13 protein-coding genes are annotated in these 18275 nt (G+C 55.3%); 8 read left to right on the top strand and 5 right to left on the bottom strand.

The features are described from left to right. Positions 1-15: 15 nt before the first annotated feature. The 3 genes from QEH53_RS20915 to QEH53_RS20905 all read right to left on the bottom strand — a co-directional run bounded on the left by QEH53_RS20915 (position 16) and on the right by QEH53_RS20905 (position 7052). On the bottom strand, positions 16-2289 hold the full coding sequence (locus tag QEH53_RS20915) for a tetratricopeptide repeat protein (RefSeq protein ID WP_309025175.1): 2274 nt from the start codon (positions 2287-2289) through the stop codon (positions 16-18). A 166-nt stretch (positions 2290-2455) separates the two neighbouring features. Then, a complete protein-coding gene (locus tag QEH53_RS20910; protein ID WP_309025174.1) occupies positions 2456-4705 on the bottom strand; it encodes a tetratricopeptide repeat protein in 2250 nt (749 codons plus the stop codon). A gap of 130 nt (positions 4706-4835) precedes the next feature. Then, positions 4836-7052 (bottom strand): tetratricopeptide repeat protein, encoded by a 2217-nt coding sequence (locus QEH53_RS20905; RefSeq protein WP_309025173.1) that lies wholly within the window; start codon positions 7050-7052, stop codon positions 4836-4838. 218 nt (positions 7053-7270) lie between these two features. On the opposite strand from QEH53_RS20905, the gene QEH53_RS20900 reads away from it, so the two are divergent. The 7 genes from QEH53_RS20900 (at position 7271) to QEH53_RS20870 (ending at position 13753) form a co-directional block, all read left to right on the top strand. Further along, the gene (locus tag QEH53_RS20900) at positions 7271-9499 is read left to right on the top strand and encodes an NADP-dependent isocitrate dehydrogenase (RefSeq protein WP_309025172.1); all 2229 of its coding nucleotides are present in this window, start codon (positions 7271-7273) and stop codon (positions 9497-9499) included. Positions 9500-9824: 325 nt separating this feature from the next. Then, positions 9825-10004 carry a CsbD family protein gene (locus tag QEH53_RS20895; protein WP_309025171.1) on the top strand — a complete coding sequence of 60 codons (180 nt, stop codon included), beginning with the start codon at positions 9825-9827 and terminating at the stop codon, positions 10002-10004. A 41-nt stretch (positions 10005-10045) separates the two neighbouring features. After that, the gene (locus QEH53_RS20890) at positions 10046-10297 is read left to right on the top strand and encodes a hypothetical protein (RefSeq protein ID WP_309025170.1); all 252 of its coding nucleotides are present in this window, start codon (positions 10046-10048) and stop codon (positions 10295-10297) included. Between the two features lie 378 nt (positions 10298-10675). Then, on the top strand, positions 10676-11518 hold the full coding sequence (locus tag QEH53_RS20885; RefSeq protein ID WP_309025169.1) for an AraC family transcriptional regulator: 843 nt from the start codon (positions 10676-10678) through the stop codon (positions 11516-11518). A gap of 54 nt (positions 11519-11572) precedes the next feature. Beyond that, positions 11573-11965, top strand: a complete 393-nt coding sequence (locus tag QEH53_RS20880) for a VOC family protein (protein ID WP_309025168.1) — start codon at positions 11573-11575, stop codon at positions 11963-11965. Positions 11966-11973: 8 nt separating this feature from the next. Further along, positions 11974-12483 carry a hypothetical protein gene (locus QEH53_RS20875; RefSeq protein WP_309025167.1) on the top strand — a complete coding sequence of 170 codons (510 nt, stop codon included), beginning with the start codon at positions 11974-11976 and terminating at the stop codon, positions 12481-12483. Between the two features lie 163 nt (positions 12484-12646). Next, positions 12647-13753 (top strand): alpha/beta hydrolase fold domain-containing protein, encoded by a 1107-nt coding sequence (locus QEH53_RS20870; protein WP_309025166.1) that lies wholly within the window; start codon positions 12647-12649, stop codon positions 13751-13753. Positions 13754-13799: 46 nt separating this feature from the next. On the opposite strand, the gene QEH53_RS20865 is transcribed toward QEH53_RS20870, so the two are convergent. Both QEH53_RS20865 and QEH53_RS20860 read right to left on the bottom strand, forming a co-directional pair. Beyond that, on the bottom strand, positions 13800-16403 hold the full coding sequence (locus QEH53_RS20865) for a hypothetical protein (RefSeq protein WP_309025165.1): 2604 nt from the start codon (positions 16401-16403) through the stop codon (positions 13800-13802). Between the two features lie 205 nt (positions 16404-16608). Continuing rightward, positions 16609-17448: an HDOD domain-containing protein gene (locus tag QEH53_RS20860; RefSeq protein WP_309025164.1), complete on the bottom strand. Its 840-nt coding sequence runs from the start codon at positions 17446-17448 to the stop codon at positions 16609-16611. Positions 17449-17553: 105 nt separating this feature from the next. Here QEH53_RS20860 and QEH53_RS20855 point away from each other — a divergent pair, with 105 nt between their 5' ends. After that, positions 17554-18267, top strand: a complete 714-nt coding sequence (locus tag QEH53_RS20855) for a metallophosphoesterase (RefSeq protein WP_309025163.1) — start codon at positions 17554-17556, stop codon at positions 18265-18267. The last annotated feature ends 8 nt before the right edge of the window (positions 18268-18275 follow it).

Below are 18275 nucleotides of genomic sequence, written 5' to 3'. Positions count from 1 at the left end.
GTATATATCTTATAATTATAGTTCTGGGATGGGCGCCAGCTCACCGTTGGCTTTCATGCGGGCGAGGTTGGCGCGTTGCTTGGCGAGATCGGCGAGCATCTCGTTGTTGAGTGCTTGGAACTCGGGATGGTCGAACAGAGGACGCAAGTAGGTGCTTTGCGTTAGATCGAGGCAACCGCCTGCTTCACGCCATTCGCGCAACGCGTTTAAGGCTTTCGCCTCGTCGCCCATGGATAGATACAGCCACGCATCCAAATATTCGATACCCGCCCATCTATACCGATGTTTCGAAGGAAGCACTTCGAGAACGCGCTTCGTCATCGAATCAGCCAATTCCTTCTCTTCACTCGCGTGCAAGGCCGCAGCATAGACGATTGCCACCTTAAATTCATATTCGTTAGAATTAATATCATAGGTCGGATCTACGAGCATGGGAAAACTCTCGATAAATCGTTCCGTAGCCAACTCGGGATGCCCTCGATCCATGTCGAGCTCGGCGAGCATTATATCGATTGTATGACGCCAATACAATTCCCTCGCTTTATTCGCTTTTAGAGCCTCCTCTGCGGCTGTATACTCTTTTCGGTGCCTTAGCACATCATACATCGCTGTGCTGGCGTGTTTACTATTCGGAGCTAATTCGAGGTAACTTTCGGACCAAGGAATCGCGGCAGCGGGCATACCCAAGCTCAAATAGGCGGCTGCAGTCTCGAAGCGCGCAATTGACCTAGGATCCAGGTCTAGGGCCTGTCGGTACATTTTGATTGCTTCATCGAAGCGGTAGAGGTTCCAACTTAGCAGATTTCCGAGCGACGTATAGGTCTGAGCGAATCCGGGATCCTTAACGATCAATGCTTCGAAAACAGCCTGAGCTTCGGCAAAACGTCTCTCGTTCATCAAGGCTTCGCCGAGCTGCTGTTCCGCCGCTCGGTTTTGCGGATCCAGCGACATGGCCTTTCCAAACAGCGAGATTGCCTCCTCGGGAGCATTCAATTCCCAACTCGAGAGGTTGCCGTACATCACAAACGCCGCCGCATTATTCGGGTTTAATTGGATAGCCCGTTCGAAGGCAGCTTTTGAAGCGGCATGATCATAACGGTATTTTTCGAGATACCCCAGGGCTTGGTAGGACTCGCTTAGCTCGGGATCCAGTTCCAGGGCACGATTGACGAAAGGCGCGGCGAGAGCCGTCTGGTTTTCGACAGGAGAACCGCCGTAGTAGATTTTCTCCAGCGTTGCCAATGCGAGCTGGGCGTAGGCCTCTGCAAAAGTCGGATCCAAATCGACCGCCTCCTGGAAATACTCAATCGCCTCGCTATAGCCTTCGCTCGTGTTGAGAGCATAGCTGGCGCGTCCGTGGAAAAAAGCTTCGAGCGCCGCCATGTTTTGCGTCGGCAACTTCTCGATTCGTTTTTGTTCCTCCGGCGAAAGGACCGCTCGGAGGGCGCCCGCGATTGCGGTGGCGATCTCGCTCTGGATCTCGAAAAGGTTTTCCGCGCTCAGCTCTCGCGTGTAGGTCTCGGCCCAAAGATTGGCGTCAGTCTCAGCGTCAATCAGCTGCATGTTTATGCGAACTCGGTTGCCAGACCGCTGCACCCCACCTTCAAGCAATGTCGCCACGCCGAGTTCCTCTCCGATAGCGCGCATGTTTTTCGTCGTGTCCCTGTAGGTCATGACGGACGTGCGCGAGATTGTCTTAATATCGCGGATACGGGAGATCTGGGTCAGCAAGTCATCGTGAATGCCGTCGGTAAAGAACTCGTCCGACTTCAATTCGCTCCTGTTGTCGAAAGGCAGCACAGCGATGGACTTGTCGGGAGCCGTTTGCTGCGTCGCGACGATTCCTTCCATTTCATTCGTCACCCGCTCTACTTTGAAATAAAAGAAAACGGCTAGAACCCCGAAGATCACTGTCGGCAGCGCCGCCGCGAAGCCAATCGCCGTCCAGTTCCGCTTCGCCTGCGAGGCGCCCGTCCTCTGCTCTGAGCTTACCTTCTTCGTCAGCTTGATCCCATCCGGCGTCAGTTCGAAGGCCCACGCTAGAACGATCGAAATGGGAAACCCCAGTATCAGCATCAGCACTACGAAGCGGAACGCCCACATCGGAATCTCGAATCCCGGAAAGGTCGCCGCCGCCACTTGGATGATTATCCAAGCCACAACAATATAAGTCGCCGCCACGCGAAACACCTTGCGCCGCTTCAGCTCGGCGAAGAAGGAAGATTCACCCTGAGCTTTGTCGATGGGCTTCGAAGGATCAGGTTTATTGGGTTCGGGGGATTCGGTCATTGGAAATTTATTCACTAATCACACTAATTTGCATGAAAGCTATCGTCGCAAAATGGACCATTGACTGGTTAGATTAGTTAGAATTGGGATCTTGATTTCTATTCTCTAATTTAATTGGTGAAGATTCGAGTGATTAGTGGATGAAGGTCTTCTACACTCAGCTTTCCTACCGCTCTGGCAACGGAGCGAGTTCGCCATTGGCTTCCATTGTAGCGATGCGCTCTAGTATCTCCTTGCTCCACGCGGCATGACGAGCGTTGTATCCGGCAAGGGGTTCCTTGTCCAAGATCGGCTCCCAAGGCATGCCTTCGAATTTTCTTTCACCTCCCACCTTGTCCTTATAACGAGGAGTCAGCCATGTCACCACTTCGTCGTATCTTCCCTGAAACGCTTTGGCGAGGGGAGTGACATTCTCGTCGGCGAAATGGGTTTCTGCATAACGCACCGCGCGATCGAGCAATGCCCTGCCACGCTCTGTTTCGCCGCTAAGTTCAAGTGCCTTGGCGATAAAAACAATCGATTCGAGATTCTCGAAACTATCAGAGTACGCGATTAAAGGAAATTCGAAATCCCTTTCAAAATAACGCGGCGTCACTAGACGGTACCGCTGCAGCACTCGCTCGGGATGACCTGCGCTAAAATCCGCCGACGCCTGATAACTCATAAGGTACACACGCCAAGACCCTCCACCGACATATCCCTTTGCAAACTCCGTCAACCATCGCTGGTGAGCCTTCTCCAAATCACCATCCCGAATCAAAAGGAAGATTTCGTAAAGGTATCGGTAATCCGAATTCGGATACAGTGCAATACCACGTTCGAGCCAAAACCGTACCTTGGCTTCGCTGCCAAGAATATTGTAGCTACTCATAATGAAATTCACGGCATTCAGGTTTTCCGGATCAAGAAAGTGCGCTCTCCTCAACGATTTAATAACTAGGTCAAAATCAGCCTCAGATGCCGCCAGATTCCCAGCCACTTGCATTTGCACATTCGAGTCGTTTGGGTATCGCCGATTGAGGGAATCCCAGATTTTCAGAGCCTCGCCATCGCGACCCATTTGTTCGAGGATTTCAGCCTTGTGGATAAACAGATTGGGATCTTCCGGATTGAGGACAATCGCTCGATCCACCATTTCAAGAGCAAGCTCTACCTCGTCCTTGTTATAAAACAAATATAAAGAGTAGTTGGTATAGGCGCCGTCGCTGTTGGGATTCAGTTCGATGGCCTTTTGGTAGGCAGTCTCCGCCTCTTCGTATTCCCCGAGCTCGCGATAAATCAAGCCCTTGACCACCCATGCATCCGAGAGACCGGGGTCCAGCTCCAAAGCCCGATCAAGATGCGGCATGCTCTTCGCTATCTGCTCCGACGCTGCCAGTCCGCTGTACCAGATTTGCGATTGATAGACATGCGCCAGCCTTGCGTGGGCCAAGGCGAAATCGGGATCCAGCTCGGTCGCCTTTTTGAAATGCGCGATAGATTCCCTCAAGCCATCGGCTGAGTAGTCACTAGCCAGTCCCTTGAAGTATGACTCCAACGCTTCCAGATTGTCTGTAGGCAGGTCCTTGAGACGCTGTTGTTCCTCGTCAGACAGTATGGCCTTCAACTCGTCGGCAATGGCCGCGGCGATCTCGCTCTGGATCTCGAAAATGTTCTCCGCCGTCAGCTCGCGCGTGTAGGTCTCCGCCCAAAGATGCGCGTCGGTCTGGGCGTCGATGAGCTGCATGTTTATGCGCACGCGGTCGCCCGCGCGCTGAACGCCGCCTTCGAGCAAAGTCGCCACTCCGAGTTCCTCGCCGATCTGCTTCATGTTTTTCGTCGTGTCCTTATATGTCATGACGGACGTGCGCGAGATTGTCTTAATATCGTGGATACGCGAAATCTGCGTCAGCAAGTCATCGTGGATCCCATCAGTGAAGAACTGGTCTTCGTCTAGATTGCTGCGGTTGTCGAAAGGAAGCACCGCGATAGACTTGTCCAGTGCCTCAGATGCGGGATCGACAGCCGTAGAAGCTTCGCGAGTGATGTAGAAATACAGCGCCAGAGAACCAAAGATCACCGCAGGTAGAGCCGCTGCGAAACCGAGCGAGAGCCAGTTGCGTTTCGACTGGGAGGTTTCTGCCTTCGCCTCTTCGCTCACGTTCTTGGTGAGCTTCACCCCATCCGGCGTAAGTTCGAAGGCCCAAGCCAGAATGACCGCCACGGGAAACCCCAGTAACAGCATCAACACTACAAAGCGAAACGCCCACATGGGAATCTCGAAGCCCGGAAAGGTCGCCGCCGCGACTTGGATGATGATCCAAGCCACCACGATATAAGTAGCCGCCACGCGAAACACCTTGCGCCGCTTCAGCTCGGCGAAGAAGGAGGGCTTCGTTTCGGGTTTATTGGATTCAGGCTGTGGTGAGTCGGTCATGTTGTTTGGAACCACGGATGGACACTGATAGACACGGATCGGGAATCAATGAGGACACGATGGCATTCAAGCCACTCGCAAAGATATCTGTGTTCATCTGCGTCCATCCGCGGTTTAAAATTCGCCCAACTCACAGCTCCGGGATGGGCGCCAGCTCGCCGTTGGCTTCCATGCGGGCGAGGTTGGCGCGCTGCTCCTGTAGTCGCACGTCGTTGATCGCCATCAACTCCTGGAATTCTGGATCGTCGCGCAATGGGTCCCATTCGGAACCCTTCGCGAATTCGCTCGAACAGCCGCCCGCATCCACTATCAGCTCGCGCAGCGCGGCGAGGGCCCGATCGTAATCGCCGGCTGCCGCGTAAAGATCGGCGTCGTTAGCTAAAAAGCCGAAGGTTCCCATGCGAACGAGTTTCGGCGCCGTAGCAGCGATGCGGTCCACCAACGCGGTCGCCTGCGTCTGTTGATTCGATTGCAGTTGCGCCCTGGCAAGCTGGGCAGCCAAAACCATATTATCCTGACTCAATTCCATTCCCGGCTCGTTGAGCGCGGGACGCTTCTCCAGAAGATACTCCAACGCCTTGCCGGGACGACCCAACCTTAGCTCTGTGGAGACAATATTGGAAAGGGCGGCCGAGAAATAGGGGTTGCCTTCTTCCACCTCACGGAGAGTGGCCAAAGCCGCTTCATCCTCGTCCTCCACCAAATGAAGCATTCCGCGAACGTAGGTGGCGTTGCCCGAATCCGGGGCCTGCTCGAGGGCATAGTTCCACCAGAACGCGGTCTGGTCACGATCGCCGAGAGCCTGGTAGGCTGAAGCCAGGTGCATCGAGACATACTGGTTTTCAGGGTCCAGCGACAGGGCCTTGCGATAAGCTTCGATCGCTTCGTCATAAAGATTGAAGGCCTCCCGTTGCAGATTGCCAAAGGTGCGGAAGAAATCAAAATTCCGGGGCTCCTCAATCATGAGCTCCCTCAGCAGCTCCTCCGACTCATCGAAATCACCGGCAACCATGAGCGCCTCCGCCAGACCCTGCTTAGGTTGCGAGCTGACCGGGTCTAACTCCACGGCTTTCCGACCTAGTTCCACAGAGGCCGCAGGGTTTCTCATCGTCCAAAGCTGGAACCACGCGCCCAGCGCATAAGCTTGCGCGTCGTTGGGGTTGAGTTCGATCGCCCGCTCAAGGGCGGCTTGGGCGGCGGCGTTGTCACCCTTGCGAATGTTGTAGCTGGCCCAGGCCACTTGGATGTGGCTGTCTGTGGGGTCCAACTCCAGCGCCCGCCGAATATGCGGTTCCGCCTTGATCAATTGCTCGTCAACAGGCAGCCCCTCGGACCAGATCTGGTACAAATATGCCCCAGAGAGGGATCCATGCGCCAAGGCAAAGTCCGGGTCGAGTTCGATGGCTTGCTTCAGGTATTTGATCGCTTCTCGGGCTCCTTCTGCCGTTTGTTCCACGGCAGAGGCCTTGAAGGCGAGCTGAAGCGCGGCGAGGTTTTGGGTGGGCAACTTCTGTAGCTGTTGCTGTTCCTCTGGACTGAGTACGGCCTTGAGCTCGCCGGCGATCGCCGTGGCAATTTCGCTTTGGATAGCAAAGATGTTACCTACCGTCATCTCGCGGGTGTAGGTCTCGGCCCAGAGGTGGGCATCAGTCGCGGCGTCGATGAGCTGCACGTTGATGCGGATCTGGTCGCCCGCTCGCTGAACCCCACCTTCGAGGATCGTGGCCACGCCGAGTTCTGCCCCGATCTCGCGCATGTTTTTCGACGTATCGCGATAGGCCATGACGGAGGTGCGGGAAATCGTCTTGATTTCGCGGATACGGGAGATTTGGGTGAGCAGGTCGTCGTGAATGCCGTCGGTAAAATAGGCGTCGTCCTCGCTGGCGCTACGATTCTCGAAGGGAAGCACGGCGATGGACTTGTCGAGATGGGGAGCCGTAGAAGCTTCGCGAGTGAAGTAGAAATACAGCGCCAGCGACCCAAAGATCACCGCAGGCAAAGCTGCGGCAAACCCATACGACAGCCAATTCCGCTTCCCCTGCGAGGTCACCGCCTTCTGCTCCTCGCTCACATTCTTCGTCAACTTGATCCCGTCGGGCGTCAGCTCGAAGGCCCACGCCAAAATCAAGGCCACCGGAAATCCCAGTATCAGCATAAGCACGACAAAGCGAAACGCCCACATGGGAATTTCGAAACCGGGAAAGGTCGCCGCCGCCACTTGGATGATGATCCACGCCACCACGACATAAGCCGCCGCCACGCGAAACACCTTGCGCCGACGAAGTTCGGCGAAGAAGGAACTTCGAGTGGAAGGTGGGGATAGTGAGGATTCGTCGGAATCAGGCATAGTTCCGCGGAGATGAGAGAGTCGGAAAAGACAAAAGGAAGAAGAGGCAGCTCGAAATTACGCAACTTCCTCACCAATGCGAGCATGCAATTAACGAGCCCATCTTGGCCTTGTGCCTGCTTTCACGCCTATCTTGTTGACCCATCCGCTAGAACGCGTACCCAAGAACTCCCCTCTATAGTGATTGCAGGGGAAACAAATCCGAGGTCTCGATAAAAATGAGCACAGAAAAATCCACTATCATCTACACCAAGACTGACGAAGCGCCCGCGCTCGCCACCTACTCGTTCCTGCCAATGGTGCAGGCTTTCGCCAAGTCCGCCGCCGTTTCAGTCGAGACGCGCGACATCTCCCTCGCCGGACGCATCCTCGCTCACTTCCCGGAAAAACTCACCGACGAGCAACGCATCGGCGACTACCTTGCAGAACTTGGACAACTCGCCACCAAACCAGAGGCGAACATCATCAAGCTGCCAAACATCTCCGCTTCCATCCCGCAGCTCGGTGCCGCCATTAAGGAATTGCAGGAGCACGGCTATGACATTCCGGACTACCCATCCTCGCCAAAAAACGACGAGGAAAAGGAAACCAAAGCTCGCTACGCAAAGGTTCTCGGCTCCGCTGTCAACCCCGTCCTCCGCGAGGGCAACTCCGACCGCCGCGCTCCCAACGCCGTAAAGAACTACGCAAAGAAGAACCCGCACTCCATGGGCAAGTGGAGCAGCGACTCCAAGACCCGCGTCGCCACCATGGGCCAAAACGACTTCGCCTCCAACGAGAAGTCCGTCACCCTGCCCGCCGCCACCACCGCTGAGATCGTCTTCACCTCCGCATCCGGCGAAAAGAAGGTCCTCAAGTCAGGCCTCGCTCTGCAAGAAGGCGAAGTGCTCGACGGCACCTTCATGTCCGCCAAAGCGCTTGACGCATTTCTCGCCGAGCAAATCGAGGCCGCCAAGAAGGAAGACGTGCTCTTCTCCCTCCACATGAAGGCTACCATGATGAAGGTCTCCGACCCCATCATCTTCGGCCACGGCGTCCAAGCGTACTTCAAGGACCTGCTCGCCAAGCATTCCGCCACCATTTCCGAGCTCGGAGTCGACTTCAAAAACGGATTCGGCGATCTCGTATCCAAGATCCAAACACTGCCCGCCGACAAGAAGTCGGAGATCGAAGCCGACATCCAAGCCGCCTACGAACGCGGACCTGACCTCGCTATGGTCAACTCCGACAAAGGTATCACCAATCTACACGTCCCCTCCGACGTCATCATCGACGCCTCCATGCCAGCCATGATCCGTTCCGGCGGCATCATGTGGGACAAGGACGGCAAGGAAGCCGACACCCTCGCAGTGATTCCCGATTCGAGCTACGCCGGCGTCTACCAAGCCGTCATCGACTTCTGCAAGGAAAACGGAGCCCTCGACCCAAAGACCATGGGCACCGTGCCCAACGTCGGACTGATGGCCCAAAAGGCCGAAGAGTACGGCTCGCACGACAAGACCTTCGAAATCGAAGAAGCCGGCACCGTCTCCATCGTCGACGCCGACGGAAACACCCTCCTCTCCCACGAAGTGGAAGCCGGCGACATCTGGCGCGCCTGCCAAGCCAAGGATGCTCCGATCCGTGATTGGGTGAAGCTCGCCGTCTCCCGAGCTCGCGCCACCGGCGTTCCCACTATCTTCTGGCTCGACGGCGACCGCGCCCACGACGCCCAGCTCATCGAGAAGGTAAACACGTACCTCAAGGACCACGACACCGACGGACTCGACATCCAGATCCTCCCACCCGCCGTCGCCTGTAAGTTCTCCGTAGAACGCATGGCCAAAGGCCTCGACACCATCTCCGTCACCGGAAATGTGCTGCGCGACTACAACACCGACCTCTTCCCCATCCTCGAGCTCGGAACCTCCGCCAAGATGCTCTCCATCGTTCCCCTAATGAACGGCGGCGGCCTCTTCGAAACAGGAGCTGGCGGCTCGGCCCCGAAACATGTGCAGCAGTTTCTCCAAGAGAACTACCTGCGCTGGGACTCCCTCGGCGAATTCCTCGCCCTCGCAGTCTCCCTCGAGCACCTCGGCGAAACCACCAGCAACGCCAAGGCCAAGATCCTCGCCAAGACCCTCGACGCGGCGACCGGCAAGTTCCTCGAAAACGACAAATCGCCAACGCGGCGCCTCGGCGGCATCGACAACCGCGGCTCCCACTTCTTCCTCTGCCTCTACTGGGCTCAGGAAGTCGCCACTCAAACCGAAGACGCCGAACTCGCCGCTGCCTTCCAGCCCGTAGCCGACGCCCTCACCAAAAACGAGGACAAGATCGTGGAAGAGCTCATCGCCGCTCAAGGCAGCGAAGTCGACGCCGGTGGCTACTACCACTTCGACGACGAAAAAGCATCTGCCGCCATGCGCCCGAGCTCCACGCTCAATAGCATCCTCGCCATCGTTTAGATAGAACCAATGTAGAAGCGTGCCTGTCACGCGATCTCTACAACCGAATCTCCCCCAGGGCAGCCCTCGCCGGCTGCCCTTTTTCGTGCCCAATGCAAAGCGCTGCAATCCGCTGGTATCACAATGCAATTCGCCGTGAAGACTCTGTTTCGCGTAAAAAGTCCGATCGAATCTAGAAAATCGTAAACCTCTCCCAGTCTATCACTTGCAAAGAGATTGAAGGAAGAATAGAGCGCTTGGCACAAGCCATGCGAACCCTTCTAATAATTCAACAAGGCTCAACAACTTTGGGCTAGAATCCAAAAACCCAACACCCAGTAAAAATATGAAATCAGGAAACAGAGACAAAACAGAAGGTTCACTACAAAAAGCCAAAGGCGAAGTTAAAGACGCAGCTGGCGATGCAACCGACAACAAGGACCTCAAGCGCGAAGGTAAAACCGACAAGGTAAAAGGCGAAGCCCAGAAGACTCGCGGCGAGGCGAAGGACGCTGTCGGCAAGTAGCGAGCCGATATCCTGCACTCGCAACCTAAGCCCCCAAAAAAATGAGCAGCGATAAAATAGATAAAGCCATTTATGATAAGGCACGCTACGACTCCCTTCGAGATAGGGGAGTATCTGAAGATAGAGCCAAGCGAGTAGCGACGGTTCCGCTCGATAGATTCCCTGAGGGAAAGAGCAAGACAGCCACTTCTCCGACTGAGAGAAATCTTAAAAGCGTACCCGCAAGCCAACTACGGAGTTCGAGCGTGAAGGAAACCATCGCGCCCAAGCACCCGGTATCCGACCGGCCCTAATCTATGCCAGCTACTCGTTTTGAAATCACTTTAGTGCGGTAGAAATCGAATTCTAAAAAGAATATCATTATATAAGACCACACTTAAAAGAAAATCGATTCGAACCGACTGAACGGCTAAAATCATCGGCTAACCAATATACGTAAAGCACGGCCAGCAAACCGCAGCGCCGTCCAAATCAAGCAAACACAGGAAATCCGATCGAGATAAGGCCAATGTATCGAAGAGAGCGACCCCTCAAGAGGGTCGCTCTTTTTGTGCGCGCACTACTTTGACCGTTGCAAGTATCGCCCCTTGCCTCCTCCTTGTCAGTCGGTCTACCTCAGACATCGCACTGGTAGGCTATTCCACTCTTGCGAACTCCGTACACCGTTTCCTATGCCTGCTCCGTGCCTCCAATCGCAAAGCGTTCTGTGCGGCGGGGGCTTCCGTTACTTCGCTTCGGCAACGATGCCGCTTTCAGTCAAAAGCTTTGCGGGCGGCACCGCGCGTTACCGCACCACTAACGGCTCTTTCGCCGTCGATGAAGAGAGCTGGCTGGTGCTCAACGACCAAGAGCCCTACACCATCGAGTTCGACTCCAAGACACTCATCCGTTCCACCGTCATCTTCTTCCCGAGCGGCTGGGCCGAGTCCTTGAACCGCGTATTCAGCGAACCAGACACATCCCTACTCGACGCGCCCGAAGAAACAGGCTCCGCCGTCAACTTCCTCCAAACGGTCTCGCCCGACAACGGACAGATCAAGTCGCGCCTGATGCGGATCGACAATGCCTGCCGCGGCCGAACAGCCCCGACTGATTGGCTCGAAGAGCAGCTACAAGACCTGCTCGGTACACTATTGTTCAGCCAAAAAGAGCACCTCCAGCGAGCCCAAAGCCTGCCCGCCGCGAACCGAGCAACTCGCGACGAACTCTACCGCCGTCTCTGCCGCGGACGCGACTACCTGCACGCCACAGCCCTGCAAGCCCCGTCCCTGGAAGACGCCGCGAAAGCCTCCTCCCTTTCGCCCTTCCACTTTCAACGCAGCTTCAAAGCTGCCTTCGGCCAAAGCCCTCGCCAATACACCGAGTCGCGCCGACTCCGCCACGCGCGCCGACTCCTTGCCACAGGAGCGACAACCGCAACCCAAGTAGCATTGGAAGTTGGATACGAAAGCTATAGCTCCTTCCATGCCGCCTATCGACGTCACTTCGGACACCCGCCTTCCAAAACGCTTTAGCAAGAAACCGGAGGCGCGAACGGGCATCAATCAGATAGCATATCATCCACGATTATGAACGCTCCCCAACTCGCCCCCAACTCTCTCCTACAAATCGCAATTTGCAGTCAAGATGTCCCCAAACTCGCCGCGTTCTACAAGGATGTGGTCGGGCTCAAACACCTCTTCGACGCTGGTCCCAACCTATCCTTCTTCGACATCGGAGGCACCCGCTTGATGATCACCCAGCCCTCTTCTGCAGAACTCGACCACCCACCGTCCCTACTCTACTATCGAGTGGAAGACCTAGAGTCAGTCCATTCTGTGATCCTCGACCGCGGAGGCATCGAAGAACATCCGCCCGCGATAACCGCCGAAATGCCCGACCACGAACTTTGGAGCTCCTTCCTTCGTGACTGCGACAACAACCTTTTCGCCCTGATGTGCGAACGCCCTCTCAAAGACTAAAACCAACTATGAACTCACGCCGCCAATTCCTCGCTAAAACCGCCACCCTCGGCGCTTTCGTATTCACACTTTCTCTACACGGGAACGATACGAAGCTCGACCCTCTTCCGCCGATACCCAAAAGGCCGCCCCCTCTCGATCCCGCAAGTATCAAAGCTTTTGTCGCAGCCGCCCACAAGGACCTCGACGAAACTCGCAGCTTGCTGGAAGCGCAACCCTCCCTCATAAACGCAACTTGGGACTGGGGAGGCGGCGATTTCGAAACGGCCCTCGGTGGAGCAGCCCACATGGGACGACGCGATATCGCCCTATTCCTCCTCGATAACGGAGCCCGCTTCGATCTTTTCGCAGCCGCTATGCTCGGCAAACTCGGGATAATCAAGGCCGTCCTCGAAACCGATCCTCATTTATTCGATACGTCCGGTCCCCACGGCATTCACCTCATCTCCCACGCCGAAAAAGGAGGAGATACAGCCGCCAAAACACTCGCCTATCTGAAATCATTCAAAGGTGACTGAGTCGACGCGATAACCTCGTTCTACGATCCAACCTCATGAGGGAGCTCCTACTTCGACAAGGGGTGCAACTGCGAGAGTGCCAATCCCAAGAAACAGCATGGACCCTTCCGTACCCTCGCTTCAAGCTACCCTGAAGGTTAGAACTCAAACCCCAGCCAAGCCCATGAACACTCGCCTCCTCGCCTCCACTTTAATCCTGCTCGTCTCAACCTGTTTCGCTACCGCCCAGACTTCTACCGTCCCCGAACCACCGCCACCGACCGGCGTCCCCGCTCCCGGTCCTCAAACCGACGAGCCCTACGCTCCCACTCCTATCCTGCCCGGAGGCACTGTCATCCCTCTCTATTCACCCGACTCTCCACACCTCGACCAAAGCCGTATCCACGAGGCGGAGACTTACGGTAGCTACACCCCCCCTCATCTCGGGTTTGTCGCCAATATCCACAACCCTTCCATCGAGTTCCACGCCGCCAACGGAGCCCTGAATACCGGCACCGCCGTCATCCTAGCCGCGGGCGGAGGACACAACAATCTCAACGTAGTCGGAGAAGGCGCCAGTATCGTACCGTTTCTCACCGCCAACGGCATCAACGCCGTCATCCTGCGCAACCGTCTGCGCTCCGACGGGTACGAACCCAAGACCGACGGCGTGCACGACGCCCAACAAGCCATCAAGCTCGTCCGCGCTCACGCCGGACACTGGAATCTGGATACAAATAGGATTGGCTTCGTCGGCTTCTCCGCAGGAGCGGAACTCGCTGCAGCAGCCGCCATCGAGTACCCCACCTTCGAACAATTGGAGAAAACGCCCGATAACGCGCTGGCCACGATTTCCTCCCGTCCCGACTTCATCGGTCTCGTCTACCCCGGTCCCTCTCCTTTCGCATTCGGTGGTGCGGCCGAAATCCCCCGAGACGCGCCACCCGCATTCTTTGCCTCCCCTGGGTGGGGCGATTGGATTCACGCCATCTGGGCCACTGAATACTTCACCGCTTTACTGGAAGACGGCGTACCCAATTGCGAACTACACATTTACGCCCGAGGCGTACACCCCGGCGACCGCGGGCAGCCAGACCAAGCCCCCGCCACCGCCGGTATCAGCAGGCGCGACGGGGTTGCTTTCGGCAAGTGGCAAGACAGCTACCTGCAGTGGCTGGAAGACCTCGGTTTTCTGCAAAAGCCCGGGCTCGAAACCCAAGCCGCCCGCGACGTGGCTCGAAACACTGACCGTCCCGACAGGATCTCGAAATACCGAGAGATAAAGCGGTAAGCGGTCGACCTCAAAGCCGCACTGCTACCCAATCGGAGACAAAAACCTAATCCGCTACCTCCCAATAGTAGACGGTCCAGAAAACGGGATAGTCAATAAGCACCTTGAGGGGTTCTCCATTCCACAGTTTCCAATCTACGAGGTCGACGGACCACCAGACCTCAATTTGATCTTGTTCGTAAGGAGTGAGGTTGGGCTCAACGAACCCGTCGCTAGACATGAGTAATTCAGTGGGAACTGCACGTGGCGCAAATGACGCATAGAGACCCAAGCGACCCTGCGGATTCAAGATCATCAACCGCCCGTTTGCGAGCCTGTCAATTACTTGCGAGCCAAACCACGACGCATTTGAAACCTCCGGCAATTCCGCGATGCCTCCGCTTCTCATTTCCAAAACCCGCCCTTTGAGGGGGTGGGTTAATACAGGTTTTCCGGGTCCTTCATATTCCAAGAGTACCGGCACATTTGTTTCAAACTCACCACTGGCATAGGTTTCCTTCCATACCGTAGGCTCAAGTTCGCTGAATCCATTCTTGCCCAGAGCAAACTCCCTTAGCCGTACTTCAACCTCGTAGGCCGAATACGTGCTATCTTCCGCCTCAGTATCGGTCGTTAGAACCGCAAAATGCCGTCCATCCGGAGCGACTCTCACACTCTGATCCGCCGCGACGCTATATATTTCCGCAAGGTTTTTATCAGCGTCGAATACCCCTACCTTGTAAGGCGAACCTCTGTTCGCTCCTCGGTTTTTCTCAACGGCTACGATAAACTCCTCATTCTCGACCAGTTCCTTCCAGTCGTACTCCCGAAGCTCAACGAACGCCTTGGTTTCGACTTCAAACACAGTCACCAATCCCGCGGTGTCCGCCCCATCCGCCCTGGAGATAAAGAACGCAACCTTACTCCCCTCCTCCAAAAGCTCCGCTCGCAATGATGGATTTTCCAGCAACTCGCGAACCAAGTCTTTATACTCCTCCCGCAGGTGTTCGCTTTCCAGCATCGCCTCAAGTTCGAAATCGACTTCACCCGTATCCACCCTGTAAACACATCCATCGCTTCCCACCAAGAGACCTAGCTCAGGCTTACCTTCGATAACCCTCACGCCATCCGGTAATAAGGAGCTTCGCTCGCCCACTAGCTCTCCACTCTCCGAATCGTAGGCCTGCTTCGTCCCGTCCAAGAAGAAAATCGTAGCTACCCCATCATCATCGGCAGGCCACACGTGGGAGATTCTCGGATTACTCTGGGCATCAAACACAACCTCTTCCAATGTATACAAGTCCAACGCTCTTGGTGTGCCATCATAAGCGACATAGAGGGCCTCGTCGGCACCCGCCTCTAGATCAACACCAAATAAGGAGCGTTGTGCTAAATGCGTCTGGCGCAAAACCTCCTTGGTTTCCAAATTTAAAACCGAGACCTCCCATCGGTGGCCATACGAAGGATTATCGAAGGAGTCGATATCCATGGCAGCCGCAGCGCCCGAAATCAAAACGTGGTCGCCGCTACCCACAAAATACAAAAAAGGAGCATAAGAGGTATGATAAAAGGGGTCTACAAATACAGGCACAGCCTCTCTTAAAATGGAGAAACTCAAATCCTCGGTATCGAACGAAAGAGCGCTTCCATCTTCAAAACCCATCAAGATCGATACCGCATCGTCCGAAATAGCGACTGTATCCACATTCTCAGGATCTCCCCACTCCTCCTGCCATTCATAGAAGAGCGGTTCATCTTCAGCATCGCTCCAAGCGGCCAATCGAAACCTCTCCGTATCGGTCCCGTCCTCTACTACCGTCAATGCCACGATTGCCTCGCCGTTGATAGACTGAGCAGCAATTCTGCCACGAACGCGCCCTTCAAATTCCCCGGCTTTCTCATAGCTTCCGTCCACCGTATCCACCGCCCAAATCGAATCGCTCACGTAAATAGCTCTTCCAGAGGGAGCGATTTGAGGCACAAGCCAACCATCCCCAACCTCCTCCGGGAGCACCGGTTCGCCCGTGAGAACATGATGCAGGGTCTCGTTCACCGGTCCCCAGTACTTATACCTCGCCTCTGGTAAATGGACTAAGTGAGAGTAACGTACGAGCACAGCCCCAGCTCCCAATGCACGATAGTTCCAAGCCCCGCTCTCGTCCGTCCACAAGATTTCGCCTGTCTTCGAAACGAAACTGACCCAACCCATCCTGCTAAAATCTCCACAGCTGAAATAGCTGTGACAAACTTCGCCCTCTCGAGAAACGAATCCATCTAAAAACCTGCTATCTGACACGGGGGCTTCATAACGCTCCACAACAGCTCCCGACGCCCAATCCCTCACTATGACCAATCCGGGGACGCTGAAATCAATCTGCTGCCCAGCATCCGGCGAATAAACGATGTCGCTATCCTTATTTGCTTCCCAGCGGATATTCCCCTCCAAATCGTACCAGGTTTTGTGAGTCTGGTAGGTCACCAGGACAGTGTCGTCCCATTGCTTCGAGATAGATGCAGCTGCCTCTCCACCCACCCAACCCGATATCGGCAGCAACCGACGTTCCTCTCCTGTTCGCGGTCCCGCTAGGGCCGTAAACGTCCAGCTACAAAGCGAAGCTGCTAGGACGATTCCTAAAAAACGAGGTGGGAACAAGAGGGAGGGAGAAGACATGGTAAAACGATTACGGATTAGCACGAGAGGTAACAGATCCCAGTACGTAAACGGGACGCGGATAGATTCAATAAATCATGCACACTATTCGCTCATCCCCGCATCATTAGGATCGTGAGATTCAAGGCCTATACTACGTAGCAGTAATCTCGATACGCAATCCTTGGAAAACTCCCGTGACGTCTCGCTGCACCTATTACGAGCGCTATTTCTCCAAGACACCGCCCCGCAAGCGGGCAGACGTACCCTTGGCCCGATCGATCGCAATCGCAACGGCCTCCTCGCTCAAACCCAAGGCCTCCGCAGCTTCAGCGAAATCGGAAAAAGGCTCGATCGGCGTATTGAACTCACACCCGGTTCGGGCTAACACGCGATTGGTGAAATTCAATAAGGCGGACAAACCCTCTCGTTGATTGCCCTCCTCCCATTGCTCCGCAACCGCTTCGCAAACTGCCTTAGAAAATCCCCACACTTCGAGAAGCGCCGCGCCCACTTCCATGTGGTCATGCCCACAGCAATCCCGCTCCCATTTCTGCACTGGAACATAAGCGTCCCATAAAACCTCAACCCCCTCCCTGCTCAAAGCGTAGTCGATAACCAACATCCCGCTTTCGCGCATCATTCCTGCAAGGTATGCCGACTCCGAATCCTTGTTCGTCTTCTCGGCCAGCGCCTCCATCAATAACGCTGCCGCTATGCCCGACTCCCAAAATACATCCGGCGGGATTCGATAATGCCGCAACTCAGCCTGATAAACCTCACCCGCCGTGCACACTCCTACCAGGCGAGCAATCTCCCTCATACCAATCCTCTGCATCGCCTCCGATAGAGAATCGCTCTTCTCCGCAAAACCGAAATAAGAGCTGTTGCTAAGCTTCGTAAGCTCCGCCACCAGCGTCGGATCCGTCATCAGCAACTCTGCCAAATCGTCAATCGTTGTATCGTCATCCTTCAAAAGCCGGGCAATCTCGGCTAAAATGCGAGGCATCGGAAACAGTCCCTGCACGTCTTCCAAATAGTTCCTGTATTCAATCTTCTGATTCATAAGGCTGTCCCTCGAGACAAGGATAATCCACTACGCGTACTTGTAATCGAAACCACGTCCGCTACGGTTGCGAAGTCGCCCCTACTATCGCACACATTCCCCTAAATGAAAGTACTATTAGTCGCAGATTTGCACATGAACCTTCCGCAATTCGCATGGTTGGAGAAAAACGCGCATCACGCCGACCTCGTGGTAATCGCAGGCGACTTTCTGCAAATCACCCACAGCTGCGACAAGACTGAGCAGATCTCTAAGATCAAACCTATCATCGAGCGCATACGTCAGCGACGCCCGCTCATGATCACTTGCGGCAATCACGACGGCGACACTCGAAACCCTGCTGGCGAGGAGTACGCCGCTTGGATCCAAGCCATCAGAGCAGAGTCGGCCCATCCAACCGATTTTGGCGATGGAAAGTACCGCTTCACTTCGTGCATCTGGTGGAATGGCCCTGAAACGCGAAAGCACATGCTCGAACACCTCCGAGCTAACCAACCTGAAGAGGGCGTCACCTGGATCTGGATACACCACGCCCCTCCTCGCGGATCAAAAACCGCTTGGACTCGAAACGGCGACGCGGGAGACCCCTACCTCCTAAAACTCATCGGATTGCTAGGCCCAAACCATGTGCTAAGCGGCCACATTCACGATGCGCCCTTTCACGCCCAAGGCAGTTGGGGAGAGCGCATCGGGAAAACGTGGGCCTTCAATCCCGGCAAGCAAATCGGCGATGTCCCTTCCCACATCGAGATCGACCTTGCGAACCGAAAAGCCCGCTACAGCTCTATCGAAGGAGTCGAGCTCCTCGACCTGAAGTAAGTCCCACC

Source organism: Pelagicoccus sp. SDUM812002 (genome assembly GCF_031127835.1).
In the GTDB taxonomy this organism is placed as follows: Bacteria; Verrucomicrobiota; Verrucomicrobiia; order Opitutales; family Opitutaceae; genus Pelagicoccus.
Note: the sequence above shows the minus strand (reverse complement) of the source record. Positions and strands in the feature narration are given on the sequence as shown.

What these genes read in the sequence shown, in the direction of transcription:
- QEH53_RS20885 (WP_309025169.1), top strand. Translation starts at nt 10,676, where the DNA reads ATGCCTGCTCCGTGCCTCCAATCGCAAAGCGTTCTGTGCGGCGGGGGC.
- QEH53_RS20880 (WP_309025168.1), top strand. Translation starts at nt 11,573, where the DNA reads ATGAACGCTCCCCAACTCGCCCCCAACTCTCTCCTACAAATCGCAATT.
- QEH53_RS20910 (WP_309025174.1), bottom strand. Translation starts at nt 4,705, where the DNA reads ATGACCGACTCACCACAGCCTGAATCCAATAAACCCGAAACGAAGCCC.
- QEH53_RS20890 (WP_309025170.1), top strand. Translation starts at nt 10,046, where the DNA reads ATGAGCAGCGATAAAATAGATAAAGCCATTTATGATAAGGCACGCTAC.
- QEH53_RS20900 (WP_309025172.1), top strand. Translation starts at nt 7,271, where the DNA reads ATGAGCACAGAAAAATCCACTATCATCTACACCAAGACTGACGAAGCG.
- QEH53_RS20895 (WP_309025171.1), top strand. Translation starts at nt 9,825, where the DNA reads ATGAAATCAGGAAACAGAGACAAAACAGAAGGTTCACTACAAAAAGCC.
- QEH53_RS20855 (WP_309025163.1), top strand. Translation starts at nt 17,554, where the DNA reads ATGAAAGTACTATTAGTCGCAGATTTGCACATGAACCTTCCGCAATTC.
- QEH53_RS20905 (WP_309025173.1), bottom strand. Translation starts at nt 7,052, where the DNA reads ATGCCTGATTCCGACGAATCCTCACTATCCCCACCTTCCACTCGAAGT.
- QEH53_RS20875 (WP_309025167.1), top strand. Translation starts at nt 11,974, where the DNA reads ATGAACTCACGCCGCCAATTCCTCGCTAAAACCGCCACCCTCGGCGCT.
- QEH53_RS20870 (WP_309025166.1), top strand. Translation starts at nt 12,647, where the DNA reads ATGAACACTCGCCTCCTCGCCTCCACTTTAATCCTGCTCGTCTCAACC.
- QEH53_RS20915 (WP_309025175.1), bottom strand. Translation starts at nt 2,289, where the DNA reads ATGACCGAATCCCCCGAACCCAATAAACCTGATCCTTCGAAGCCCATC.
- QEH53_RS20865 (WP_309025165.1), bottom strand. Translation starts at nt 16,403, where the DNA reads ATGTCTTCTCCCTCCCTCTTGTTCCCACCTCGTTTTTTAGGAATCGTC.
- QEH53_RS20860 (WP_309025164.1), bottom strand. Translation starts at nt 17,448, where the DNA reads ATGAATCAGAAGATTGAATACAGGAACTATTTGGAAGACGTGCAGGGA.